Annotated in this window: 23 protein-coding genes and 1 riboswitch; of the genes, 15 read left to right on the forward strand and 8 right to left on the reverse strand. The window is 43.6% G+C overall.

The features are described from left to right. Positions 1-180 precede the first annotated feature (180 nt). The 12 genes from IGI88_RS08530 to IGI88_RS08585 all read left to right on the forward strand — a co-directional run bounded on the left by IGI88_RS08530 (position 181) and on the right by IGI88_RS08585 (position 13,318). Positions 181-5,076 (forward strand): hypothetical protein, encoded by a 4,896-nt coding sequence (locus IGI88_RS08530; protein WP_429960349.1) that lies wholly within the window; start codon positions 181-183, stop codon positions 5,074-5,076. Positions 5,077-5,090: 14 nt separating this feature from the next. Continuing rightward, positions 5,091-5,459: an LPXTG cell wall anchor domain-containing protein gene (locus IGI88_RS08535; protein ID WP_429960350.1), complete on the forward strand. Its 369-nt coding sequence runs from the start codon at positions 5,091-5,093 to the stop codon at positions 5,457-5,459. After that, entirely contained in the window at positions 5,392-6,105 is a 714-nt protein-coding gene (locus IGI88_RS08540) for a WxL domain-containing protein (protein WP_016609549.1), read from the forward strand. Before IGI88_RS08535 ends, IGI88_RS08540 begins: the two co-directional genes overlap by 68 nt. 45 nt (positions 6,106-6,150) lie before the next feature. Continuing rightward, on the forward strand, positions 6,151-6,951 hold the full coding sequence (locus tag IGI88_RS08545; protein ID WP_429960351.1) for a WxL domain-containing protein: 801 nt from the start codon (positions 6,151-6,153) through the stop codon (positions 6,949-6,951). 11 nt (positions 6,952-6,962) lie between these two features. Further along, positions 6,963-7,703, forward strand: a complete 741-nt coding sequence (locus IGI88_RS08550; protein ID WP_016619635.1) for a WxL domain-containing protein — start codon at positions 6,963-6,965, stop codon at positions 7,701-7,703. 67 nt (positions 7,704-7,770) lie between these two features. Next, entirely contained in the window at positions 7,771-8,853 is a 1,083-nt protein-coding gene (locus tag IGI88_RS08555) for a DUF916 and DUF3324 domain-containing protein (RefSeq protein WP_429960352.1), read from the forward strand. Next, positions 8,843-9,643 carry a class A sortase gene (locus tag IGI88_RS08560; protein ID WP_429960843.1) on the forward strand — a complete coding sequence of 267 codons (801 nt, stop codon included), beginning with the start codon at positions 8,843-8,845 and terminating at the stop codon, positions 9,641-9,643. Before IGI88_RS08555 ends, IGI88_RS08560 begins: the two co-directional genes overlap by 11 nt. Positions 9,644-9,687: 44 nt before the next feature. Further along, entirely contained in the window at positions 9,688-10,179 is a 492-nt protein-coding gene (locus IGI88_RS08565) for a hypothetical protein (RefSeq protein ID WP_429960353.1), read from the forward strand. Next, positions 10,157-11,617 carry a helix-turn-helix domain-containing protein gene (locus IGI88_RS08570; protein ID WP_429960354.1) on the forward strand — a complete coding sequence of 487 codons (1,461 nt, stop codon included), beginning with the start codon at positions 10,157-10,159 and terminating at the stop codon, positions 11,615-11,617. The genes IGI88_RS08565 and IGI88_RS08570 overlap by 23 nt, the downstream gene beginning before the upstream one ends. A 208-nt stretch (positions 11,618-11,825) precedes the next feature. Next, positions 11,826-12,395: a TetR/AcrR family transcriptional regulator gene (locus IGI88_RS08575; RefSeq protein WP_005227190.1), complete on the forward strand. Its 570-nt coding sequence runs from the start codon at positions 11,826-11,828 to the stop codon at positions 12,393-12,395. A 3-nt stretch (positions 12,396-12,398) separates the two neighbouring features. Continuing rightward, the gene (locus IGI88_RS08580) at positions 12,399-12,857 is read left to right on the forward strand and encodes a low molecular weight protein-tyrosine-phosphatase (protein ID WP_005232347.1); all 459 of its coding nucleotides are present in this window, start codon (positions 12,399-12,401) and stop codon (positions 12,855-12,857) included. Positions 12,858-12,964: 107 nt separating this feature from the next. Further along, positions 12,965-13,318, forward strand: a complete 354-nt coding sequence (locus tag IGI88_RS08585; protein ID WP_005232346.1) for a hypothetical protein — start codon at positions 12,965-12,967, stop codon at positions 13,316-13,318. A gap of 63 nt (positions 13,319-13,381) precedes the next feature. Here the strand turns inward: IGI88_RS08585 and IGI88_RS08590 are convergent, their stop codons facing one another. The 6 genes from IGI88_RS08590 to IGI88_RS08615 all read right to left on the reverse strand — a co-directional run bounded on the left by IGI88_RS08590 (position 13,382) and on the right by IGI88_RS08615 (position 20,357). Further along, positions 13,382-13,741: an iron chaperone gene (locus tag IGI88_RS08590; RefSeq protein ID WP_005232344.1), complete on the reverse strand. Its 360-nt coding sequence runs from the start codon at positions 13,739-13,741 to the stop codon at positions 13,382-13,384. A 360-nt stretch (positions 13,742-14,101) separates the two neighbouring features. Continuing rightward, positions 14,102-15,607, reverse strand: coding sequence for a helix-turn-helix domain-containing protein (locus IGI88_RS08595; protein ID WP_005232342.1), 1,506 nt, complete (start codon positions 15,605-15,607; stop codon positions 14,102-14,104). Between the two features lie 118 nt (positions 15,608-15,725). Beyond that, positions 15,726-17,078, reverse strand: coding sequence for a branched-chain amino acid transport system II carrier protein (gene brnQ / locus IGI88_RS08600; RefSeq protein WP_008376239.1), 1,353 nt, complete (start codon positions 17,076-17,078; stop codon positions 15,726-15,728). 204 nt (positions 17,079-17,282) lie between these two features. Continuing rightward, positions 17,283-18,017 carry an amino acid ABC transporter ATP-binding protein gene (locus IGI88_RS08605; protein ID WP_005227196.1) on the reverse strand — a complete coding sequence of 245 codons (735 nt, stop codon included), beginning with the start codon at positions 18,015-18,017 and terminating at the stop codon, positions 17,283-17,285. A gap of 11 nt (positions 18,018-18,028) precedes the next feature. Next, a complete protein-coding gene (locus tag IGI88_RS08610; protein ID WP_005232337.1) occupies positions 18,029-19,618 on the reverse strand; it encodes an ABC transporter permease subunit in 1,590 nt (529 codons plus the stop codon). 115 nt (positions 19,619-19,733) lie between these two features. Then, positions 19,734-19,907: riboswitch (Lysine riboswitch) on the reverse strand. Positions 19,908-20,054: 147 nt separating this feature from the next. Then, entirely contained in the window at positions 20,055-20,357 is a 303-nt protein-coding gene (locus tag IGI88_RS08615; protein ID WP_005232333.1) for a hypothetical protein, read from the reverse strand. Between the two features lie 306 nt (positions 20,358-20,663). Here IGI88_RS08615 and IGI88_RS08620 point away from each other — a divergent pair, with 306 nt between their 5' ends. Together IGI88_RS08620 and IGI88_RS08625 are read left to right on the forward strand one after the other, a co-directional pair. Next, positions 20,664-21,581 (forward strand): ABC transporter ATP-binding protein, encoded by a 918-nt coding sequence (locus tag IGI88_RS08620; protein ID WP_429960355.1) that lies wholly within the window; start codon positions 20,664-20,666, stop codon positions 21,579-21,581. A 1-nt stretch (position 21,582) separates the two neighbouring features. Continuing rightward, positions 21,583-22,344, forward strand: coding sequence for an ABC transporter permease (locus IGI88_RS08625; RefSeq protein WP_008376229.1), 762 nt, complete (start codon positions 21,583-21,585; stop codon positions 22,342-22,344). Between the two features lie 73 nt (positions 22,345-22,417). On the opposite strand, the gene IGI88_RS08630 is transcribed toward IGI88_RS08625, so the two are convergent. Together IGI88_RS08630 and IGI88_RS08635 are read right to left on the reverse strand one after the other, a co-directional pair. Next, the gene (locus tag IGI88_RS08630; RefSeq protein WP_139959840.1) at positions 22,418-23,323 is read right to left on the reverse strand and encodes a sensor histidine kinase; all 906 of its coding nucleotides are present in this window, start codon (positions 23,321-23,323) and stop codon (positions 22,418-22,420) included. Between the two features lie 14 nt (positions 23,324-23,337). Then, positions 23,338-24,006 carry a response regulator transcription factor gene (locus tag IGI88_RS08635; protein ID WP_005232327.1) on the reverse strand — a complete coding sequence of 223 codons (669 nt, stop codon included), beginning with the start codon at positions 24,004-24,006 and terminating at the stop codon, positions 23,338-23,340. Positions 24,007-24,163: 157 nt separating this feature from the next. On the opposite strand from IGI88_RS08635, the gene IGI88_RS08640 reads away from it, so the two are divergent. Beyond that, positions 24,164-24,856: an NAD-dependent protein deacylase gene (locus tag IGI88_RS08640; RefSeq protein WP_008376224.1), complete on the forward strand. Its 693-nt coding sequence runs from the start codon at positions 24,164-24,166 to the stop codon at positions 24,854-24,856. The last annotated feature ends 6 nt before the right edge of the window (positions 24,857-24,862 follow it).

Genomic DNA, 24,862 nt, shown 5'->3' on the forward strand with positions numbered 1-24,862 from the left:
AGTAACTGTAGGTTAAGTAAATCTCATAAATAGAAATTATGAAAAAAAAATTATAATCATAATTTTGAATGAAAGAAAAAAAGAATTATAATTCTCTTTCGTCAACTCGCTAGACTAAGAGTTGTAACACAGGGCGTGCACTGCGCGATACGTTTATTTTTTTTAGATAGGAGGGATAAAGTGAAACGGTTTTTAACAACTTTACTTGTTTTTCTACTAACATCAGGTCCGTGTTTTTCATATGCAATGGTAGTGGCACAAGCCGAAAGTGTTACAAAAACAAGTGAAGAACAAAGTATGTCTTCTTCTGACCCCGTCGTTTCATCGATCGACAGTCTGGAAGAGACGAAGGAAACTGACGTGCAAGCATCTAGCGAACCTGCTTCGACAGATTCGTCTACAGGAGCAACTGACACAGCTTCAGCTGAAACAGAAGCTTCATCGGAAGCTGCAGAAGAAGTACAGGTGACCTTTCTGACAGACACGGAGCATGTATTTGCTACCGGGGAAACCCGCACTCAGATCAGCAAAAACAAAGGGGAAGCACTAAAAGAAAGTGATTTGCCAGTTTTTGAAGATGATACTGCTTTTGAAGGTTGGTCGTTAGATGGCACGGTCTATACAAGTCAAGCACTGACCGAATTGATTCTAACGGAGAATCAAACCTTGACTGCTGTTTTTAAACCGTCGGTTAAGGCAAGAGCGGCGAACATCTCGTTGGCAGAACAATCGATCAAAGAGATCATTGCAGAAGCCGATAAAACGAAAGTGATCGCTGTACCAAGTCCAGCTGGAGATGATTCAGCATATGCGGAATATACCAATAGTGCTGAAGGGATTCGTCAAGCGTTGTTTGATATGTATCAAAACGGCAATGGTCAAGAATTTGCTTTGTATGTTGGTTCGGGTGGATCGTTGTCACTGCCAACGAATCTGACTTCAAAGACGATTCCTGACACAATCGATAATACGAACATGACTTTTTATGCGCTACAAGGAAAAGTCAGCCGCTTGATCATCACAGGACATGGCGATGATCCCATCACAGATGCAACAACCGTTACTTCTGGAAGCCGAACGGTTGCACTTGGATCGGCAATCTACTTCGGTTCTGATGTAGTGATTCGAAACCTCATTTATACGGGTACGACGATGTACATGAATGGGCATAGTCTTTCATTGAACGGTGGTTCCACCGGCAATGGCCTTGCAATTTATGGGGGAAGCAACAATGGCGACCTTACTGGAAATCCGACGATCACTATAAATGCGACAGGTTCAGGAACTTGGAACATCTATGGTGGGAATCAAAGCGGTGGTACATTGACTGGGAATCCAACAATTGTAATAAATAATACTGTTTCTGGAATAAACACTATTACAGGTGGAGCAAATATCGGTACCGTTGTAGGAAATGTCACCAATATAATCAAGAGAATCAATGGGACATTGACAAACTTCTATGGTGGCGGTGTTGGTACCAATAGTTCGAATACTGCGAATGTAACAGGAGAAATCAAAAATACCTTTGAAATTGATAGTTTAGGTAGTTCATTTCGCTTTAGTAACTATTATGGCGGTGTTTTGTATGGCGATGTATCTGGATCAATAACCAATGACTTATCAGGTAGCGGTGGTTGGGCTAACAGAGGACCGTTTGTCGGCGGATCAGGTTATGGAAATGTTGGTTCTTCCACAGGTGAACCTGCTATAACGAATCGATTAGATGCAAGTCAATATGCGACATATGGTCCTAATTTTGTTGGTGCTAATAGGTACACAGGAGTTGTTACTGGGAACATATCAAATACTGTTAAGGCAGGTCTCAATCCGACACAGGGCGGTATGGGGAATTTTGATGGTGGTGGTGGTACCGATGCATCAAGACTGACTAAAGCTTTGTTAGGCGGGTCTAATGAAACAATTTATGATGCATATTCACCACAAGAGCGTGCAATTTTAGCATTCAATAATGCACAGTACAAGATTATAGGCGATATTCACTCACATCTGGTAAGTGGGTCTTTTGGTAATCAAGATTTATGGCGAACGACAGCTGCTGGAGTAGGTGGTTATGTTGAAGGAAACGCCACCATTGAAGTAGGTTCCAGCAATGAAGATGGTTCTTTGGGCGGAGAAGGGCTTGTTTATACTGGAGCACAAAGAAGTGCATCGGAGTTATATTATTCATCAACCCGCAATAGTTTTGCCAATCAGAGAGACTTTGATATTGCTGGCGGCGGCTTAGTTATAGGTCGAGATACATGGACGATCTATATCAAAGGAGATACGCATACAGTAATCAACAATGCTATCGCCAGAAGAACCTATGGTGGTTTGTTTTCAGGTGTAGTTGAAGGGAATACGAATATTACGCTAAAAGCCGGGATCGTAGACACCTTGGAAGGTACAGGGTATGAAGGCGGCCGTGTATTTGGAAATGGAACTGCAACTGTATATGATGGACAAGTTGACTGGTTTTTATCCGGTGGTGGCTGGAATGACAAAAAAATTGTTGGAGATGTTTCTGTAACAGTCCATGATGGAGTTATCAATGCTTCAATGGGAGCGTCATATGGTTCTAGCTCAGATCATACGGTCACTGGAGACTCAAATATGTTTGTCTATGGTGGGGATTTTTCTGGCACGCCTAGAACTGGTTCCAATGGATTTTCAGGAGGAATCACCAGTGTGGGATCTTTACTTGGAAATGCCAATTTAACGATTGATTTGAGAAACTATCAAGGGCAGTTCCGCTTGCCTTCAGGAACAAATATTTCAGGTGGAAGACCACCAGGTAATAATACGACGTTAGGAACTGATGAGAATAATACGATTACTGTAAATATTCTTACCGCTGCTGGCTCTGATGTTTTAAATGGTGCGATAATCTTTGGTGATGGAGGACCAACAGGTTCAGCAGGGAACGGACGAAGTGGGAAGATTAATATGAATATTCAAGCAGAAGGGTCAAGTATTGGAACCCTTTATGCTACAAATTATCCCAATGTAGCTAATAGTCGTATATTAAAAGATGTCCTTGTGAATGTTCAAGGTGCGAAAAGTATCAATGGTATCTCTGGTGGTAATTCTGCTACAGCAAGTGACTTAACGAATACCATCGTAAATAACAGTACGAATCAAATACGAATGAGCTTTGGTGAAAATGTCGATGGGACAGCTTCTTATCAAACTGATCCAATCGCTGTGACGGGTCTGGGAATCGTCAACTTTACCGAATTGAATGTGACAAACGGCATCAAGCTAATGGCCAATGGGGGAGACATCAAAAATGGCCGTTCAGCCACTGCTGCGAATCACGCAACGACCTATCATCAGTTCGGTGACATCCATCTTTCCAAGGATGCCGGTATCGGTATTTCTTCCGCAACGAATTTGATTTCAGGCGCGAAGTTAACGGTGGAAGACAAAGGGACGATTGAGTCACCGCCGGGAACGGGGCGAATCAATCTTTCAGATTTCGCAACACCAGATACGGACAAAGATCATTTAACGTGGCTGAAAACGACGACCAATGATGCAGGTTCTCGAGTCAACAGTCAAGGGACGTGGTTTGGTGCGGTTAGTGCCTATCAAGTACTGACTATAAATCCAACTGCTGCTAATGCTGCAGCGATCACGCCAATCAACTTCAGCGGGATCGAAAAAGCGACTGGGAAAACCTTCATCGGGGACAACGATGTGACCAATGCAGCCAACGGGTACGGTATTGCGATACCAGGTTCGATCATTAACTACGAAGTCGAAACACCGGGTGTCGCTAACGGGATTGGCGCCATTAGTCACAATGTAACGGCAGTCAAAGAGAACAATACGCCGCTGACCTTGCAAGCATGGGGAACTGAGCAGGCGGGGACACAGGTGCAAAAAGGGCGTTTGTTGATTCCCTACACGGTAACGGAATTGCCAACATTGACGTTTACACCAGAAACCCAAACGTCCGGTTCATGGGTCTATGCCGGTCAAATCAAATCCAGCAAGCTGGATAGCACGGATCAGCAGTTGACGGAACAACCAGATTCAGAACCAGTTGATTGGACGAGTCCTGATGGAGAGTATAGTTACGATATCAGTGTCCGCTACTCAAATAAGGCGGAAGTCCAAGCCCGCAATGTGATCATTACAGAACAAGAGGCACAATCGCTGACCAAAGAACAAGCCGTAACTTATCTCGAAGCCAGCGGGCGTCCTTTCTTTAAGGATACGCTGACAGAAGAGGTCTTAGCTGCGATTCAAGAACCGTTAGAAACAGCGGTCTACCGCAAACAAGCGATCACTTTCTCAGTCGGTGAAAACGATCAAAATCAGGCGGAAACCACCGTTAATCTGGTGGTGGTCAAAAATGAAAGTGTCATTTCTGCTGATCGGCAATTTGCCGTCTATGCAAAAGATGTCCGTTTGACCTTACTAGAAGCAACGGCGCTGACAGATGAAGCCGCTTTGGCAGACTATACCCAAGCAACCACGATTTTTGCAGATAATCGGGCAAATATACCACCGACTGTCGATCCGCAAGCTTTTGCCGCGATCCAGCAAGCAACGGAAGATGAGCTGTTGAAAAATGTATCAACGGCTTACCATTATGAAGCAGGCAGTCAACGGGCAGAAAAAGTCGTCAATGTCGCAGTTGCCGGCGAGCTTATTTTAAGCAGTGTGCCAACAGACTTTGATTTTGGGCAGCAGAAAGTTGCCACAGAAACACAAGATTATTGGCCAACGATCACAGGCGAGCTAGCGGTGAAAGATACGAGAGGGTCCGAACGGAGTCCATGGCGCTTGACGGTCAAAGAGCAACAGCCATTAACGGATGGGACAGATCAATTAACCGATGTCTTCCGCTTTGTGACAAACGGTCAAGAACAGATGATAACCAGTGGGGAAATGATCATCGAGGAAACGGAATTGACAGAAAATGGCACATACGTCGTGAATCAGCACTGGGGCGAAAGTCAGAATGAAGGAATCAAGCTTACCGTTCCAGTCGAACAGCAAAAAGTCGGGGACTATCAAGGAACCTTGAGCTGGCAGCTGGTTTCGGCACCTGGCAACCCATAAAGGCAGGAAAATAAATGAAAAAAATCATGATCGGTATTATTGCTGGCTGTCTATTAATGTTTCCTCAGCTCATTTCAGCAGCCGAAGCAGGTGCCTATGACAGCAATGGCATTACTTCCTTTTTCGGCGTCTATGAAGAACCAGTTGAGGAGCCAGAAGAGCCCGTAAAAGAACAGCCAGGGAATAAACAAGTAAATCAAACAGGCAACAACATTCTGCCTGCAACAGGGTCGGATCACTTTAATAGCTATCAAAGCAGTGGTCTCGTCGTTTTGTTGGCAGCAGGAATCATTTTAATCAAAAGGAGAACAAAAAATGAAAAAACTTTTCTTGACGGCAGGCATTCTATTGATGAGCACTGCTCTGTTACCAACAACCGTTAATGCCGCTGAATACACCTCAAATGGAGCAATCACTTTTGAAGCGGACCCGAATCCAACCAATCCAGTTGATCCGACCGATCCAGAAAAACCAGTGGATCCCGTCGATCCAACCGATCCAGATGGACCAAACCCTGGAACAGCTGGACCATTATCGATCGATTTTGCTTCAAGTTTTCAATTTGGCAACCAACTGATCACTTCTGAAACAAAAGATTATTACGCACAGCTGCAAGAGTTCACAGCTGGCGCTGCTGGACCAAACTATGTGCAAGTAACAGATAAACGAGGAACGCAAGAAGGTTGGTCATTGAGTGTTGTGCAAAACGGACAATTCAAAACGGCTGATGACGAAGAGCTAGTCGGCGCTTCATTGTCGATCGCCTCAGGTGCAGCAACTTCAGTCACCGATATGCAGTATGCACCAACAGTTACTGCAAGTCATACCTTTGTACCCGATAGTGAAATCACCTTGGTCAACGCACCTGTCGGAAAAGGAATGGGCACTTGGATCTACAAGTTTGGGAACGATGCAACGGAAGGGTCAACAGCAGTAAAATTAAACGTGCCAGGCAGTTCCGTAAAATTAGCCAAAGAGTATCGGACGACATTGACTTGGAATTTAAAGAATGTCCCTGAAAGCAATTAGAATCACTGATTTTCAGTAAAAAAGATAAAGGAGTGTCAAATAGAAATGAAAAAAACAGCATGGGTCTTTTTAAGTCTTGCCGTATTGGCAGCAGCGAGTGCAGCAACCGAGGTTTCAGCAGCCGAAGCGGCTTCTTACACATCAAATGGGGCGGTTGATTTTATTCCAAATACCGATCCGACGAACCCAGTCAATCCAGAAAACCCAGATCCAGAAAACCCGGTCAATCCTGTTGATCCAACCGATCCCGATGGACCAAACCCTGGAACAAATGGCCCGTTATCGATCGATTATGCCTCTAGCTTAGATTTTGGTGTCAATAAAATCTCCAATAAAAACGAAGTTTATTATGCACGAGCACAAGGGTACTTGAATGACGATGGCACAGCTTCTGCATTAAAAACTGCCAATTATGTCCAAGTAACTGATAATCGCGGTAGTAATGCCGGTTGGCGGTTGTCTGTGAAGCAAAATGGTCAATTCAAAAATGAATCGACGTTGAATCAAGAATTGACTGGTTCTGTCATCACTCTAACAAGCCCTGCCGTTAAATCAAATGCGATTGGCGTCACTGCTCCAGTGGCAGAAGCGACAATCACGTTGGATGCAGCAGGTGCTGAATCATTGGTGATGACCGCAGCAAATCAAACAGGTGCTGGGACATGGGTCAATGCTTGGGGAAGCGTTGAGTCGATCACTGAACTAGACAAAGATGATCAAGAAGTACAAGCCGATATTACCAAAGCAGTCGCACTTTCTGTACCAGGCAGCACCCCAAAAGATGCCGTTAGCTACACAACCACATTGACTTGGGTATTATCAGATACACCAGGAACGGAAGGATAAGGAGTATAGACATGAAAAAAACATTAGCATTTCTCTCAGTGTTAGGCTTAAGCCTAGCAGCACCAGTGCTGGCACAAGCAGCGGACAGTGCAGATTACAACTCAAATGGACAAATCACCTTTGAACCAAATACGGATCCAACCAATCCAATCAGCCCAACAGATCCAGATCCAGAAAATCCGATCAAACCAGTGGATCCAACGGACCCAGATGGACCAAATCCAGGAACGAACGGACCGCTATCGATTGATTTTGCTTCAAGCCTTTACTTTGGCACACAAAAAATCACTTCAAAAACAGAGATCTACCATGCGGAAACTCAAAAATATGTGGATTCAGTTGGTGATAATCAAGAAGGACCGAATTTTGTCCAAGTGACAGACAATCGGGGAACAGAGAGCGGTTGGACATTGAATGTTCGCCAAAATGGTCAGTTCAAAACAGCAGAAGATCAAGAATTGACTGCTGCGCAAATTCGTTTGACGAAGGGAACTGTAGTAACTCCTTCATTGTCACCAAAACCATCAAATGTGAGCGCAACGATCACATTGAATCCAAACGGTGCCCAATCCTTAGTGATGAGTGCCCAAGATGGCGAAGGGGCAGGGACCTATTTAATGAGCTGGGGCGATAGTTTAGCTGCAGCCATGGATAGCATTGAGTTGGAAGTTCCAGGCTCAACGACGAAATATGCCAGCCAATACAACACCACGTTTACTTGGTTACTAACAGACACACCAACCAACCCATAAGTACCAGCTTTCTCCTTGAACCCTTTCGAGGTTCAAGGAGAATACATAGAAAGAAGGGACATCCATCATGAAAAAAATCAAACAGCTTTTGGCGCTCCTATTCGCAAGTATTTTCTTTTTTGTACCAACCATAGGAACCGCTTCTGAATTTAACTTTGCCGTCAATCCAGTGATTCCAGAGAATCAAATCGATAAAGAAAAGACTTATTTTGACTTGAAAATGGAGCCGGGAGCGGTTCAAACTGTAGAAGTCCAATTGCGCAATGACACCGATCAAGAGGTCGTCATCGCGCCAGTGATCGCTTCAGCTACCACGAATCTAAACGGGGTCGTGGAATATGGCGAAAACGACATCGAAGCGGACGAAACCTTGCCTTATGATATGGCTGATTTGATTGAAGTGGAGGAAGAGATCACGATCCCGAAACAATCCCAAATCACCTTGCCATTAAAGATCAGTATGCCCTCAGAACCGCTTGAAGGGGTTATTGCCGGTGGTTTGACCTTGAAAGAAACGACAGAGGAAACCGATACTGCTGACAGTGAAGAAGACCAAGGGTTAGCCATCAAGAATGAGTATGCCTATGTCGTTGCGATTTTACTCCGTCAAAATACAACAGAAGTCACACCGGATCTAAAACTGCTGGATGTTGGACCGGGACAAGTCAACGCCCGCAATACCATCAATGTTACGTTGCAAAATCCTGAAGCAGCTTACTTAAATTCCTTGCGGTTGATCAATGAAGTGAGGAAGAAAGGTGATAGTGACGTCTTGTATGCTTCAGATACCTCACGAATGCAAATGGCACCTAATTCAAACTTCTCGTACCCAATTTCCTTGGAAGGACAACGTTTAGAAGCAGGGACCTATGTGTTGACTTCCGTGGCCTACGGTGGGAAAAGCGATGAAGGACAATACAAAGTGGAGAATGAAGAAGGCGAGGAAGAAAGCTATCTCTATAAATGGAGCTTCGAAAAAGAATTCACAGTGACGGGAGATGTCGCTCGTGATCTTAATAAGAAAGATGTGACGATCGAAACAGATTACACGTGGCTTTACTTCTTGATCGGCGGTCTGTTGCTGCTGCTCGCCTTACTGCTGCTTTTATGGTACCGACGAAAGAAAAAAAATGAAACGGATGAAGCGTGAGCACCTTGAGAAATACTTGATCGATGGCTTGATCATCGCAGGTATCCTCTTGTTGGCACTTCCTTTTTTAAAAGAAAGCATCGTCAGTTGGCAATTACGCACAAGCGAATTGACGATAGCGACCCAGCTGCCGACAACGATTCCAGAAGAAGAAACGATTCAAATGCCGGCTCTAGGGGATGTATTGGCTCCGCAGTCGGCAACGATCACCGGGTACGGCTTTGTTGCAATTGAAGCGATCGAGTTCCAGCAGCCGCTATTGGTGGGGATAACCAATCAGCAGCTGCTGAAAGGCGGTGTCGTGATGTTTCCGGAACGTTTGTTAAAAAATAACAATTTTGTCGTTTTAGGGCATCATCTCGGTAGACAAAGTTTGTTATTTGGTCAATTGCTAGAAGCACAGGTGGGGATGGAAGTATCAGTGACCTATCTCGAGGAGAGCCAACAGTATATCATCACGGATAAAAAAATCGTAGACGAGTCGGACTTGTCGGTGCTAGAGGAAGAACAGACACCAAAATTGACCTTGATCACTTGTCCTACGCCTACTCGAACAGAAGAACGGTACGTGCTGACAGCAATTCCTGTTGAGCAGGCAACTGCCGATCACCCACAAAAACCAGCGGCGACAATCAGCACGCCGAAAGCAGCAAAAGTGATGGTTGAAAAACAAGAAACGGTATGGAAACAACAATCAATGAAAAATTGGTTTCTTTTATTTGTTATTTTATTTATAATTAGTGGATGTCTGCTGGGCGCCCATAAGTTGTTGGACCGTTCAGCGTCGTAGAAACATCATCAGAAGATGCGCTGATGATAAGGAGGGTGAATAAAATGAAACGCAGATTTGGCTTTGTCATTGGTGCGTGCATGATTATCGGAATGATCGATCTTGTTACAGAACAAGTCGTTTTTGCGACCATTTATAATCCGCTGGACCCCTCAGAAGAAATCGTCCCGACGGACCCACCAGAAGAAATACCAGAAAAAGTGGAGGAACCGCCAACTGAAATGGAAGAATCCAAAGAACAACCCGCGCCTGAACCAGAAACCGTTCCGAAAAAAGAGCCGGAGCGATCCTCACTGTCAGAAAGCAGTTTTTTGGAAAAGCAAAAACATTTTGCCAAACGAGTCATGCTGGAGGATGTCTTTGCGCCGGATCGTTTGAACGTCGATCTAGCACTGCCAGGAAATAATACAGATGGTGATGGCGATGATAAGCCTTCTTATCTTGCCAGCTTGTGCTACTTATTTTCAGGAAACGTCCTTTATGGCCAAAAAAACAATGGAGGCTTGAAAACGCATGTTTGTGACATTTTTGAATAAGGCGGACAAACGAAAATTGGTGATGCTGCAATATTTGGAAAACGCAGTCGCTCTTTCGGAAACGAAGGAAACATTGATGGATCAATTGACCATGTCGGAATTTTTGATCAACAAAACCGTTCAAGAATTGAATCTTGATTTTTATGAACTCGGATTGAACGAGGAATTTGAGATCGTGACCGATGGGACGGTCATTAAACTGAATGCCTCTGGGCTGGCAACTTCCGATACACTGCTGACCTATTATTTGGATCAAGCGTTGAAATTTTCCATGTTGAAAGAATGTTTTTTTGAGCAATTGTCTTCTTTATACGAATTTGCCACCAATCACTATTTAAGCCATAATCCCGTCTATAAAGAATTTAAACAGTTTAAACTGATCTTGAAAGAATATGATATTGAAGTGACGAAAGAATTTCAGCTGGTTGGGGAGGAAAGTGAGATCAGGGAATTTATTTTCCTCTTTTTTATGAAGGAATACTATCTGAATCATTCCCCTTTTCCAAAAGAAATCCTAGAAAAAGAAAAGACCTTTGATCATTTTAATGAAAGCACCTGGCTTAAACCAGAACAGTCTGCTCGCATGCGGATTCGCAAGAAACATTATCTAGGAATCGTTTTGGCACGGATGACGAATGGTCATTACCTGCAAAACAGCGTGGAAAATGATTTAGTCTTGCCCAAACATCTCGTGATCATTGAGGAATTGAAACGCTGGCTGCAGGAGATTTTGACGATCACCGATCAAGAAGTCCTAGAACGTGAGGCACGAGATATTTTGCGCTTCTTGATCGTTGAGGGCTGGTTGATCGACAACAATAGCTACATCGACCAAGAACAAATCTATATCCAACAATTAAACGAGCAGTTTATTCAGGCGGTTCAACAGCAGTTTTCGCTAGCCACGGACACGTTGGCACTGCTTCATGCCGAAACGACTACGATTCATTACCAGCTCCTGTCGTTTTCCTTTAGTTCTCGCTATGAGTACCAATACATGGATGTCACATATTTTCTTGAGACGTATCCTGAATATGCTGCCTTTTGCCGCAACTATCTGGAAGAAAGTCGTAATCGACCGATTTTATGGAACAATAAAGAGTTTTTGTTTTTTAGATACCTTATTTTATTAGTTTCTACGATTCCCTTAAAAGAGATTTTGGTTCCATTATATGTCTGTGTTGATTTTTCATTTGGTGATTCCTACAACCAGATGATCAAAAAGAATATTGAAAAAATTCTCGATTTGAATGTGCAATTCCAGAGTTACCCAGATGATCATACGCACCTGATTCTTTCAAACCTGCCATTTTATGGTGCGTTGGGGATCGACCATATTTTATGGCTAGCACCACCTAGACCCATCGATTGGGCCAATTTTACTGAAAAAATCAGCGTGATTCGCAGAGAACAATTTCAAACCAAAACGGCACAGTGAGCATCTTGCCGTTTAACTATCGAAAGCAGCGTCTGCCTCAAATGAAGGCAGGCGTTTTTTGCAGAAATCTACCATATGCAAAAAGCACACAGGGATCTATTGCCCTGATGAAGTGTTCGGATAAGGTCTGTGAAAAAGGACCATTTGATAGGATTTTTTTTTAGTAGAAAATTTGGTATGATAGAAAGAGAAGAAAAAGAGGTGCCCTATGATGGATGGGAAACAAACGAAGGCTGTGATTGGCCAGACATTGATCACCCTTTGTGAGACCAAAGAAGTGAATAAAATCAGCGTACAGGAGATCGCTGAAAAGGCGCAAGTCAATCGGCAGACGTTTTACTACCATTTTCCTGATAAAAAAGCTTTGATCCAATGGATCTATCGGCAAGATGCCCTGATTTTTTTGACGACAGAAGATGTCTCCCTTGATAACTGGGAAGAAGCCGCCTTGCGCATGCTGAAAGCAATGAAACAAGCGCCGGCCTTTTACCGCAAATCACTGGCTTATGACCGCGAGATCTTAATGAACGGTTTTTTACAGATCACAGAACCGCTTTTTCAGCGCTTGTTCTTGGAGGTCGATCAAGAGCAGCAATTGACGAAACAAGACATTCTATTTTATAGCCGATTCTTTTCCTACGGCTGCGGAGGCATTTTGGAAAATTGGATTCACAACGACTTTCCAGAGACCCCATTAGAGATTGCGACGCAATTGTTTCGTTTGGCGAAGGATGTGGAATTTTTTGGCCACCAAATCTATGAAAAAGAGGAGCAGTAAGCGATGACGAAAGTTTTATTTGTTTGTTTAGGTAATATTTGCCGTTCCCCCATGGCAGAAGCTATTTATAAAGCAGAAATAGCAAAACACAAGTTGGATTGGCAGATCGATTCGGCAGCGACCAGCTCATGGGAAGTCGGACATTCTGCTCATCCCGGAACCAAAAAAAGACTGCGTCAAGCAGGGATCTCTAGTGACGGTCTTATTTCACGGCAGATCACTGAAGCGGATTTTGCCACATTTGATTGGATCATCGGCATGGATGCGAACAATGTTGAAACACTTCAAGCGCTAGCACCTGCCGATACGACCGCAAAGATCCGTTCGTATTTGAGTGTTGTTCCTGGCAAAGAGGCTGAGGAAGTACCAGATCCTTATTATACAGGAGATTTCGAAGAGACCTATCAACTGCTGCAAGAGGGGATTCCTTATTGGCTAGAGGTTATTTCTTCTGAAAAATAAGGCGTGTTCGCTTGTATTTTATCAAAAATTTGCTAAAATAGAACCATGGAAATGCGAACGTATGTGTGGTTTTAGAAACTGCTGCAACGCGCAGAAAGGAATGTCCAATGGAAAAGAAACCATCGCCCATCAAACAATTGGGCAAACTCATTGTGATGACATCCACAACGTTGCTGGATACCTTTTTCAGTGATGATGCTGACAAGAAGAATCAGTCTGAGAAAGTCAAAGAAATCCGGCGAACGCTGCAAGAGGCAGCCGCTGCCAAGCATCTGGTCGTGCTGCAAGTAAAAACAGAGAAATTGGGTGGTTTTGAAACCGTTACCGGCTGGATCGTCGGCAAAACGGTAGCAAAAGAACAAGTTGTCTTGAAATTACAAAGCGACCGTCAGCAGCTGCGGATTATTCCCCTGCATCATGTGCTGAAAGTTAGCACCTTGAATACAAAACCCGGCTTGTAAACAAGCCTGTGCATAGCAAAAAAACCGCTGCGTCATTAGACATAGCGGTTTTTTAATTGCTAGTTACGCGTGCTTGTTTTTGACTTCTGCGAGTCGCCAAGCGGTCATCACAGCGATCAGTTCGTAAGGGATCGGCTGTGCAAAAGAAAACTGGACCGCCCCTTTACTGGTCTTGTATGGTTGTAAGTCCTCTTGGAAGGCCGTGATCGCAGAAGGCGTGGGATAAAAGCCTAGATGCTGTTTGGCGCAGGCAAAATGTACGATATTTTCTCCCTGATGATAGGTAGGCATTTGATAACTGATCTTTTCAACCGCTTCAGGTAAAACGGCTTTGATGGTTTGACGGACCTTTCTTAAAATCGCTTGTCGTTCTGCTGGAGCTGCTGCAATGTATTGGTCAACTGTCGTAATGGCTGTTGTCATAGGCCACCTCCTGCCTTTAGTATACGGCAAACCCCGTAAGAAAAAAAGGAGCCTGTCAGTGGGTAGCTGACAGGCAAGGAGTAAAAATGAAAAGTGTTAGTTAGGGTTGTTTGTTGGGTTATGTATACTATACTGTCCAAATATGAATTTTTTGTGGAGAAAAGATTGGAAAGTGTTTAAGTTTGCTGGCTGCGAAAATAAGTAAAAAAAGACCCGTCGGTGGGTGGCCGACGGGAAGGAGTTAAAAATGAAAAAGTGTTAGTTAGGGTTGTTTGTTGGTATACATAGAGTATACGAGATAAATATGAATATTCTGTGACAAATCTTTTCGGAAGTTCTTAAGAAACCGTAACGGTTTGGTTACAGAGAAAGGTTCTTTTCATCAAAACGGTTTTTCAACGTACGATACAAATCAATGTATTGCCGATCGTCTGCCGCATAATCCCAAATATAACTCATTTTTTCTGGTTTGAGTTTTTTCATCAACTGATTGGAACTAACGATGACATCATAATTTTCTTGCTGGTTTAGATCATAAGGTTCTGCTGCTACGAAGGTCAAGTCATGTAGGAATTGATTCAATCCTTGAACGACTAAGAAATTATCTTCTAACGCAACCCCTACCCGTAAACGATTCGAATAACGGATTTGATCATAAAACGGCAGCAGGGCGTGGGTATACATCGTTGCCATCTGCTCTTGGTTTTCATCATTAATATAGTCCACCGCTGATTCTTCGCGATAGTTCGTTAAGAATTCATCAATTTTTTGCTGCAGCTGCTCTTCAGCAGACCCGCGATTGATCGAGGGTGTCAGCAAGCGATAGATATTTGGAAACGGCTGACGGAAAACGTAGTTGCCGAAAGTCACATTGATTAAATTACCCACGACCAATGGCTCGTCTAACAGGCCAGGTTGTGAAGCAAAGAAGGTTGCTTTCATCTCTGCTAACAAGTCTGCGACTAACGGATAAACTGGGTTTTGTTTGCTTGAAAAGAATTGCAAGGTTTGTTGCAAAGCTTCTTCTTCAGGACTCAAGTAGAATGGGAAGATTTGCGCCATCAAATAAATAAACCCTGATTCGCCTTTTAATTGTTTGTCTGTCATTGAAACTTCAGGATCAACGACTTGTGTCAAACGCTCAAAATCGAAATATGGATTATTTTTCATCAGGAAATTGTACCGCTTGTCGTATTTGGCAAAATTCCCTTTTTTGATTCGTAAAAGAATCAAGGCGGCGAAATACTTCAACTCTAATCGGCCAAGATAAGAATGAGTCATTGGGAAATACTCCGTGAATCGATCCACCATTTTTTCTGTCTCACTCTCAGCGATCGCAAATGGCCATTCTATTCCACGAGTACCTAACCAAATGATATTGAATAGGGAGAGCCGCACAAGACGCTCATCGCCCACTAAGTTTGATTCAGTGTACGTAAAGCGAAGCTGAAATTGCTTCAAATGTTTTTTTAGATGTTCAAATTTGCGAGACACCGTTGAACGACTGACATCGTATTTTGCACAAAAATCCGTGATCGTAGGATTGTCTTCATTCAGCATGTAAAGAACATATAAGAACGGAACGCTTTTATTCAATAAATAGAAGCGGTATTCATCGATCGTTACCGCGATATTCTGAGGCTGTAATTTACCGCCACGACCGAGTATCGACATATGATCCGGAGTTAACTCAGTTAGATCTTGGTCGATCTCAGTCAACTCTATAAAAGCTTGTTGGTAGCTTAACTCCATTTCCTTTGCCAATTGTGCGATTGGGTGGCTAGGGTTTTGCAGAGTCAGCATACGCCGGAATATTTTAAATTTAATTAATGTTTGCGGGTCCATCATAAGTTCTTCATAAAACATAGGTATCCTCCTTTGTGGCTCTATTGTATCTTTTTTTTACGAAACTGTCAGTCTTTTTAATCAAAAAAATAGCCTACCCTTTAAAAAAAGGTAGGTTATTTTCATCTTTTTAACTAATTTAGGCTGAAACAGGGTCTTTTTTGAACCACGACCATAGCAAACCGATCAAAAATCCGATCGCAGCTGGTACGACCCACCCCATCCCGATTTGGAAAAAGGGCAGATAATCTGACGCAAAAGACAAGATACCTTGCACGAAAGCGTTGTTGGTAATCACTGCAGGACTCGCATTTAAGCCGTCGATGATTGCAGCGATCAACGTGAAGTATGTCGTCATTCGATAGACACTGGCACGATGGTTAAATAATGGACTGATGATCGCCAACAAAATCAAAGTGATCGCCAGTGGATAGATAAACATCAAGACTGGAATAGAAAACTCGATGATATTGGTCAAGCCGACATTAGCGAAGATCGCTGGTAAGATACTTGTCAAAGCGATAAAGAATCCGTAGCTTTGCTTTGGAAACAATCCAGCAAAGGTTTCGGAAAAGGCCGTGATCAAACCAATGGCGGTTTTTAAACAGGCAGAGATGACGATCAATGCCAATAGCAGACTGCCGACAGTGCCAAGGTAATGGTTGGCGATTTGTGCCAAAGCGATCCCACCGTTTTCGCTGATGGGAAACTGGCCTAAACTTTTGGTTCCCATATAAGAAAGTAAGGTATAGATGATCCCCATCAACACGATGCTGACAGAGCCGGAAAGGATCGTGTCTTTTGCGACCGTCGCAGGTTTCTCAACCCCCATATTGCGAATCGTTGAGACGATGATGATCCCGAAGGCTAAAGATGCCAGCGCATCGAGAGTATTGTAGCCGTTTGTGAAACCAGTAAAGAAAGCATCGCTTTGATAGCTAGGATAGATCGGCGCATCGCTGATGGTTCCTAGTGGTTGCCAAAAGGCAAAAAAGAGCAAAACTCCTAGTAAGACCAGAAACAAGGGATTTAGAAACTTCCCTACATAATCTAAGATTTTGCTAGGTTTGCGTGAAAACCACCAGGCAGCTCCAAAAAATAGGGCAGAGAACAACGCCAATAACCAAGTTTGCATGTCTGATGAAACATGGGGAGCGATCCCGATCTCATAAGAAGTAGTAGCCAAACGAGGCAGAGCAAAGAATGGCCCAATCACTAAATAAAGCAAAATCGTAAATATCATTGCATAGCGGCGATTGATCCGAGAAGCTAATTCAAAAACACCGCTGCTTTGGGAAACGCCAATAGCAATGACCCCTAAAAATGGCAAGCCGATCCCTGTAACTAAAAAGCCAAGGTTGGCTAAGCCGACATTCGCGCCCGCTTCTTGTCCCATGTGAACGGGGAAAATCAGATTTCCGGCACCAAAGAAAAGACCGAAAAGCATTGATCCAACATACATATAATCCTTAAACTGTAACTTTTTTTCCATAAATGAAAGCTCCTATAATTCCTTAGTTTTAAAAAAAATAACAAAGTTTCTAACAAATAGCAATGGTTTTTTGTGATTTTTTGATAAATTCTGACAATTCCTCCTCCTGCAATAAAAAAACACTTAGCATTGAATTCTTCCAAGCTTACTGAAAAAGGACGAAAAAGCTCGGAAGAAGACCGCTAAGTGTTTCAAGACAGAAAATTAATTCAACACACGGGAAAGGAATTCTTTGGTGCGTTGCTCTTTTGGATGAATAAAGATATCTTCAGGCGTCCCTTGTTCGGCAATGACACCTTGATCCATAAAGATGACCCGATCAGACACTTCTTTGGCAAAGCCCATTTCGTGGGTAACGATCACCATCGTCAAGCCAGTATGAGCTAACGTATTCATGGTCTTCAACACTTCACCGACCATTTCTGGATCTAGCGCAGAAGTCGGCTCATCAAACAACATGACATCTGGATTCATCGATAAGGCACGGGCAATGGCTACCCGTTGTTTTTGTCCACCTGAAAGCTGGGAAGGCTTGGCATTGGCATATTGAGCCATACCGACTTGCTCCAGATTTTCTTTGGCAGTCGCTTCTGCTTCTTTGCGATCACGTTTCAAAACAGTGACTTGGCCCGTCACGCAGTTTTCTAATACATTCATATTGTTGAATAGGTTAAAGGATTGGAAAACCATTCCTAGATGCGTACGGTATTTCGGCAAGTCATAGCCTTTTTCCAGCACATTTTCACCTAAGTAGATGATTTGCCCACTGGTTGGTTTTTCTAATAAGTTGATGCAGCGAAGAAGTGTAGATTTTCCTGAACCAGAAGAACCGATGATCGTGACAACTTCTCCTTTATTAACAGACAAACTGATGTCTTTTAAGACTTCGTTGTCGCCAAAACTCTTTTTTAAATGGTCAATTTCAATGATTGCTGACATGTTCTTCCTCCTTATTCGTTCGGGTTGATGTCTTCTAATTTGACATACGCACTGGGACCATCCATTTTGCGTTCAACAAAGCGCAAGATCTGGGTGGCACTGATGGTCAAGACTAAGTAGATCACACCGATGATCGCAAATGTTTGGAAGTATTGGAAGTTCGTTCCAGCGGCTGATGTACCTTGGAAGAAGAGGTCTGCAACACTGATGACACTTAAGACGGCAGTATCTTTGATATTGATAATGATCTCATTTCCGGTAGCTGGTAAAATATTGCGCATTACTTGCGGCAACACGACTTTGATCATGGTTTGCCAATGAGTCATTCCGATCGCTTGAGCTGCTTCAAATTGGCCGTCATCTACAGCAAAAATCCCCCCACGAACGATTTCAGACATGTAGGCACCCGTATTGATAGAAACGATCAGCACGGCTGCCAGCGTGCGATTCATGGAGACACCAAAGGCTAGAGCAGTTCCGTAGAAAATAACCATTGCTTGAACCATCATTGGGGTGCCGCGGAAAACTTCGATATAAATAGTCAGCAGGCCGTTGACGATGCGTTGGAAGAAACGTCCTACTGGATTTTCTGAAAGCGGCAATGTCCGGAAGATACCGACTAAAAGACCGATAATCAATCCGATGATCGTTGAAAGGATCGCGATGAATAAGGTCAAGCCAGCGCCTCGTAAAAAGAGCATGCCGTAATCATCAATGATTTTTTTAAAATCAGCGATCAGACCTTGATCTGCCGTTTCTCCGCTGGCATCTGCAGGCTGATCTAAAACTGCTTGATCCATCAGGGAAACCCGTTCTTCTTCAGAAATTCCTGCAAGGATCTCATTGACTTTTTCAACATCGGGATCGCCTTTGCGCATCCCGACTGCTACTTGGACGTCTTCTGGGTTGGTTTCAAAACCGGCGCCTTCATCGAACTCGACCATCTTCAAATCAGGATTTGCCCCGACGGCAGTGACGCCTTCTGGACGTTCGCTGACGTAACCGTCAATGATACCCGAAGCTAAAGCAACGCGCATGGAGGAGAAGTCCCGCATGGCTTGTTCTTTTTGGACCTCAGGGATTTGATCTATGACCGTATAATGGAAAGTATTCAGCTGGGCAGTGATTTTTGCCCCCGAAAGATCAGCGAGGCTTTTGGCATCGGCGAACTCGCCATCTTTACGAACCACTACCACCAAATCTGATTCATAGTAAGGATCGGTAAAATCAATTTGCTCGCGACGTTCGGCAGTTGGTGACATACCAGCGATCACAGCATCGATAGTCCCCGCTTGTAAAGCTGGCGGCAGACCGTCCCATTGGGTTTTGACGATCACTAATTCTTTGCCTAAGCCTTCAGCGATTCGTTTGGCGATCTGGACATCGTAACCGCCGGCAAACGCCGAGCCTTCTTCCCCAGAAATCGGCACGGCACCATTGGCGTCCGTCGTTTGCGTCCAGTTAAATGGGGCATAGCCTGCCTCCATACCGACACGGAATTGTTCCGCAGGCGTTTGGTCATCCGCTTGCACGGTTAGGGGCAGCTGAATGAGGGTTAGACAGAGGGCGAAGACTGCCCAGATCCAATTATTTTTTTTCATTTTTTCTCTTTCCTTTCACGAGTTGGACAAGCAGGTAAGGATGAAAAAGCAAAAAAACAGCCGTACTCCATGATTGGAAAACGGCTGTTGACAGGTCATCGTCGACAAACCTTTCACAAAACATAGCGCAACTTAGACAAGCTAAGACAGTCCGCAAATTGTTCATTTGCGGCCCAACAAAATCGATGCAAGCAAAACCGACCTTGTTTCGGCGATGTTCCCTAGCTCTGCTGTAAACGTGTTGCTTCACTCAGCAGGATTAATGAACCTCGCGACCTCTACCTAAATGTTAAAGGGTACTCGTATTTAATTTGATTCTTCTCAGAGTTTAGAAGAAAAGCACCCAAATGTCAATTCTTTTTAACAAAAAAACGACCATTTCCCTATTTTTATCAAAGAGAAAGCGGATCGTTTTTACGAGTGTCTATTGGAACCCTTAAGCGACTTTCGCTTTTGGTTCACGGCCTAAAACAGCTTGGATGACTGTCAAAGCAAGCAATAAGCCAAGTGCTAGATAGATGAGGCTTGAGTATTGTGTAACGCCCCAATCTTGTCCGAAGGTACGGTAAACCACAAGGACGATGGCTTGAATGATTGCTGTGATGACATTTAAAAAGCCGAATGCCCATAAATTGCCATTTTCTTTACGTGCTAAATAGAAGATAGAGAAATATAAGCTGACTGCCAACCAACCGAAACTGATAATGATCATTGCCCAATAAATAATAGCTGCTACCAATGTATTTCACCTCACTTTGATTCGTGACTAGTTTACCACGTTTTTTGTTCCTTGTCATGAAGGAATCTCTTTCTTTGTGAGGCAAAAAACAAAGAGCAAAAGCAGTAATGAAAAGATCATCTGCTATTGGTTGGTTTGCTGAAAAGGGACGGTTTTTCTAGATCGGTTCATTTTCAGCTGTGTATAATAGAAATAAACTGTTTTTTGCAGAAAACTACGAGTTAAGAATCAATTAATAATTAGTTAATAGCTGATTTAGATCTGCTTGCTAGAATGAGCACAGAAGCAAGCAAGGAGGAAGTAAAAATGGAAAATGTTCTTAAAATCAAAGGATTAAACAAGCGTTACGGCAAACAGCAGGCGCTACATGATGTCGATCTAACGATCGCTAAGGGAGATATTTATGGATTGGTGGGGAGAAATGGTGCTGGGAAGACGACCCTATTAAAAGCGATCGTTCAGTTGATCCAACCAACTAGTGGCAGTCTGCAGTTGTTTGATGTTGAAGGCGGCAAAGTGTACACTCAGATGCTGAAACGGGTCGGTAATGTGATTGAGACCCCAGTCGCTTACGACCAATTGACCGCTGAACAAAATTTGAACTATTATTGCAAAATCTGCGGGGTGGTGGAACCTGAGGCGGTCAGTAAAGCATTGGCGTTTGTCGGATTGACCAATGTTGGCCACAAGAAATACCGTGATTTTTCTTTGGGTATGAAACAAAAGCTAGGCTTAGCCATCGCTTTATTGAACCAACCGGATTTTCTAATACTAGATGAGCCGATCAATGGCCTGGATCCTGTAGCGATCGTTGAGTTTCGGGAGCTGCTTTTACGATTGAATCAAGAACGCGGCATGACGATTTTGATTTCCAGTCATATTTTAGAAGAGTTGTACTTAGTGGCTACACGTTTTGGGGTCATTAGTGAGGGGCGTCTGATCAAAGAGATGACCAAACACGAATTCGATCTGATGGCGAAACGGTTTATTCAATTAGAAGTGGATGATGTAGCCACAGCTAGCCGCTTGCTAGAGAGTCAGCTGATTTCCGAATATAAAGTCGTCAGTGACCACAAAATTCATATTTATCAAGAGAATGTGTTGATTCGTGACCTGGTCCGTCAGCTGGTTTATGAAGGGATCGCTATCGACCGGATTTCTTTTGAAGGGGAAAATCTAGAGTCGTATTTCAAAGAGTTAGTAACAAGTGAAGGGGGAAATTAAGATGTTGAATTTTATTCGAGCCGATTTGTATCGTTTATCAAGAAGTAAAAGTTTTTGGATCACAGAAGGAATTATTTTATTGTTGGTGATTTTATCCGTTGTTTCCAATGGTAGTGTAGGGGTCACTCTTGGGGATAGTACGCAAACAGCAGGCAGCCTTACGGAAATGACTGGCTTTCTGGCGATCCAGACCAGTTTGTCTTCCATGTTGCTGTATTACTCCTTGCCATTGGTGATGCAGGTCTTAGGCAGTGAGTACACGAAAGGGACCATGAAGAATATCATTACCGTTGGTGTCTCCAAACCCGCTTATCTTTTTGGGAAATTCTTGGTTTATACATTGGTGCTGGTCTTACAGATCGTCGCGATTTGTTTGGTGAGCTTTGTAGCGGGAACGGTTATTGGGGGGATTGGTTATAATGACCTTTCACAGATAGAAAACTTGTTGTATTATTTCGTTAGTTTTGTACTGATTTTATTAGCGACTTCCTCTTTTGCAGTGCTAGTTTTGTATTTGACCAAAAATACAGCGGTCAGCGTGTTGGCGACGATTTTTATTCCGATGGCCTTTGCGATTGCCCGAATCTCTTTACCCAACTGGAAGTTTTTACAATACTTGGACTTTCAAGGCGGGTTAGAGATGGTGACCATGACTACTTTCCAAACATGGGAAACAGTCCAACCCATTTTTCTTGGGAGCCTGATCAGTTTATTGCTTTGCCTCTTGGCTGCGCATCTGGTGTTTAAGAGACAAGAATTGTAAGAGCAGAAAAACGCCCAACCGTATCGACTAGTGAAGGTCGAGCGATTGGGTGTTTTTTGTGTATAGCCATGAGTTAGTGGGGTTCAACGGACTGCTGCCAAAAAAGGGTCAAACGAAACGTCTCTTCGGTTGTATCCAATTGGATCTTGCCGTCTAATGCATTAGTCAATGCCGCGATGATATACAGACCAAGTCCGGCTTGCTGTTTATGCCGTGAAAGGTCTTCGGTATAAAAGCGGTGGGTCAATTTTTCTGGGTGCTGGATCGGTGATCTCAGCTGATTTTCCTGTTGGAAAACGATGCGACCTCCTTGCTGATTCAAGCGGATCGTCCCCGTTTCACTGCCATGTTCCAGCAGGTTACCAAGGACATTTTGGAAAATTCGTTGCCAGCTTTTTTTATCTGAAATGATCATGATGTTGGGTTGGATCGCAACCGTCAGTGATAAATGGTTTTCCTCAAAAGAAGGATAAAGCTGGAGCAGTTCTTCTTCCAATAAACGAGACAGATTGAATTCTTCCAAAGTCAAAGCGAGCTGATTGTCTTTGAGACGCTGATAGGTCAACAACTGTTCCAGATGATTTTCGACTTTTTCTAGGTTGCTGCTGACTTTATCCAACAGCTGTAGCTGTTGCGGGGTGAGGGTCGCATCGGCTTGCAGCAGTTGTGTGTAGCCGCTGGCGACCGTCAAAGGTGTGCGTAAGTCGTGAGAGATATTTTGAATGGCTTGTTCCAACTGCTGGTTTTCTTGCAGCATTTGATAGTGTTGCTGCTTATTTTTTCTGAGTATCTGATTGTTTAACAAGGCGATCGCTTTTAAAGCGGGGACGCGGGTCTGTAAATGGATCTCTTGATTTGTTTCGATTTCGCTGATTCTTGTTAATTGCTGGTGGTACTTTTTTAGATCATATAGTAAGAAAAACCAATAGCCCAACAATAACACAACGATCAGAGCGGCGAAAAACTGAAGTATATGCATGAGGTTCCTCCTTTTTAAGCTAGCTTGACGCCGATGCCCCAGACAGTATCGATATACGCTTCATCTGGATCGAGTGTTTTGATTTTGCTGCGTAAATGGCTGATATGGACATTGATCGTGTTTTCTTCACCGTAGTAAGGTTCTTGCCAAACAGCTTCATAGAGCATTTCTTTGGTATAAACTTTTTTGGGGTTCGCTAAGAGCAGGGAAAAAATCTCAAACTCCTTTTTCTTTAACTGAACCGTTGCCTCTCCTCGTTGCAGCTGAAACGAGTCAGGCAACAGTTGAATGTTTTTATACGAGTGGCTGCTGGCAACTGGAGGGGGTTGTTTATTTGTTCGCAATTGAACAATGATACGTGCCTTTAATTCTTCGACATTGAAGGGTTTGGTCAAGTAATCATTGGCCCCCGCCAGCAAAAGGGTGGAAACATCAGCTGGTTCATCTAAGGCAGTCAAGATAATGACGGGGACCGTGGAGGTTTGGCGAATCTCTTGCAAGACTTGTGTCCCATCTTTACCGGGGAGCATTCGATCTAGCAAAATCAAGTCGAAAGCATCTTGCTGAAAAAGCAGCAGACCTTCCGTGCCTGAATAGGCTTGCTGGACGGTATAGTCAGCTGCTAAAATAGTAGCCAACATTTCGCTGATCTCATTGTTGTCTTCGATAATCAAAATTTTCATTTGGTTTTCCCATTCTTCTTGTATTTATTGCATTTATTATAAGCAATTCCGCAAGAAAAAGCATTAGTTGCTTTTAAAAAAGAAAATGGCTGATTTTTCGCAAAAACGGTTCTTTTTCGGTTAGAATAAGAGAAAAGCCATAAAGGAAGTTAGAACGATGAAGGTATCTATTGAGCAAGCAATCGCAACGGTCACCGCCGCATCATCCGTGACCTTTTTGACGGGTGCCGGTGTTTCAACCCCATCGGGCATTCCTGATTACCGTTCCTTAAAAGGGGTCTATCAAGGACTGGCCCAGCCAGAGTATTTGTTAAGCCATGACTGTTTAGAAAACGAACCGGAAACATTTTATCAGTTCGTCAAGCACCTCTACCATCCTCAGGCCCAGCCGAACATCATTCATCAAAAAATGGCTGCGCTGCAAACGAAAAAAACAGTTTCGGTCGTTTCACAAAACATCGATGGACTGCATGAAAAAGCGGGGAGTCACCAAAGAATCGATTTTCACGGCTCCTTGTACAACTGTTATTGCCGAAAATGCGGTAATCCGGTACCTTGGCAAGCGTATTTGCAGGATTGGCACCATGCAGGATGTGACGGTCAGATTCGGCCGGCGATCGTGCTTTATGGGGAAGGATTTACGGATGAAACCATTGAAGGAGCCATTCAGGCCGTTGCTCAAGCCGACCTGACGGTGGTCGTGGGGACTTCGCTGCAAGTCTATCCTTTTGCAGGGCTAGTCGATTACAGCCAGCAGGTGTTGGTCATCAATAAGGAACCATTGGCGATCCCGAATGAATATGGCATGTTGACCGCAGCAGCCGAAACGTTTTTCCAGAAAATTGAATGAAGGAGT

The sequence above is a fragment of the Enterococcus sp. AZ179 genome, assembly GCF_050498885.1.
Classification (GTDB): Bacteria; Bacillota; Bacilli; order Lactobacillales; family Enterococcaceae; genus Enterococcus_D; species Enterococcus_D entomosocium.

Excerpts from the sequence above, each read along its gene's own strand:
- IGI88_RS08625 (WP_008376229.1), top strand. The coding sequence starts at position 21,583 with ATGTTGAATTTTATTCGAGCCGATTTGTATCGTTTATCAAGAAGTAAA.
- IGI88_RS08630 (WP_139959840.1), bottom strand. The coding sequence starts at position 23,323 with ATGCATATACTTCAGTTTTTCGCCGCTCTGATCGTTGTGTTATTGTTG.
- IGI88_RS08620 (WP_429960355.1), top strand. The coding sequence starts at position 20,664 with ATGGAAAATGTTCTTAAAATCAAAGGATTAAACAAGCGTTACGGCAAA.
- IGI88_RS08565 (WP_429960353.1), top strand. The coding sequence starts at position 9,688 with ATGAAACGCAGATTTGGCTTTGTCATTGGTGCGTGCATGATTATCGGA.
- IGI88_RS08635 (WP_005232327.1), bottom strand. The coding sequence starts at position 24,006 with ATGAAAATTTTGATTATCGAAGACAACAATGAGATCAGCGAAATGTTG.
- IGI88_RS08535 (WP_429960350.1), top strand. The coding sequence starts at position 5,091 with ATGAAAAAAATCATGATCGGTATTATTGCTGGCTGTCTATTAATGTTT.
- IGI88_RS08605 (WP_005227196.1), bottom strand. The coding sequence starts at position 18,017 with ATGTCAGCAATCATTGAAATTGACCATTTAAAAAAGAGTTTTGGCGAC.
- brnQ (WP_008376239.1), bottom strand. The coding sequence starts at position 17,078 with ATGGAAAAAAAGTTACAGTTTAAGGATTATATGTATGTTGGATCAATG.
- IGI88_RS08540 (WP_016609549.1), top strand. The coding sequence starts at position 5,392 with ATGAAAAAACTTTTCTTGACGGCAGGCATTCTATTGATGAGCACTGCT.
- IGI88_RS08585 (WP_005232346.1), top strand. The coding sequence starts at position 12,965 with ATGGAAAAGAAACCATCGCCCATCAAACAATTGGGCAAACTCATTGTG.
- IGI88_RS08545 (WP_429960351.1), top strand. The coding sequence starts at position 6,151 with ATGAAAAAAACAGCATGGGTCTTTTTAAGTCTTGCCGTATTGGCAGCA.
- IGI88_RS08640 (WP_008376224.1), top strand. The coding sequence starts at position 24,164 with ATGAAGGTATCTATTGAGCAAGCAATCGCAACGGTCACCGCCGCATCA.
- IGI88_RS08580 (WP_005232347.1), top strand. The coding sequence starts at position 12,399 with ATGACGAAAGTTTTATTTGTTTGTTTAGGTAATATTTGCCGTTCCCCC.
- IGI88_RS08560 (WP_429960843.1), top strand. The coding sequence starts at position 8,843 with ATGAAGCGTGAGCACCTTGAGAAATACTTGATCGATGGCTTGATCATC.
- IGI88_RS08555 (WP_429960352.1), top strand. The coding sequence starts at position 7,771 with ATGAAAAAAATCAAACAGCTTTTGGCGCTCCTATTCGCAAGTATTTTC.
- IGI88_RS08575 (WP_005227190.1), top strand. The coding sequence starts at position 11,826 with ATGATGGATGGGAAACAAACGAAGGCTGTGATTGGCCAGACATTGATC.
- IGI88_RS08590 (WP_005232344.1), bottom strand. The coding sequence starts at position 13,741 with ATGACAACAGCCATTACGACAGTTGACCAATACATTGCAGCAGCTCCA.
- IGI88_RS08595 (WP_005232342.1), bottom strand. The coding sequence starts at position 15,607 with ATGTTTTATGAAGAACTTATGATGGACCCGCAAACATTAATTAAATTT.
- IGI88_RS08570 (WP_429960354.1), top strand. The coding sequence starts at position 10,157 with ATGTTTGTGACATTTTTGAATAAGGCGGACAAACGAAAATTGGTGATG.
- IGI88_RS08550 (WP_016619635.1), top strand. The coding sequence starts at position 6,963 with ATGAAAAAAACATTAGCATTTCTCTCAGTGTTAGGCTTAAGCCTAGCA.
- IGI88_RS08610 (WP_005232337.1), bottom strand. The coding sequence starts at position 19,618 with ATGAAAAAAAATAATTGGATCTGGGCAGTCTTCGCCCTCTGTCTAACC.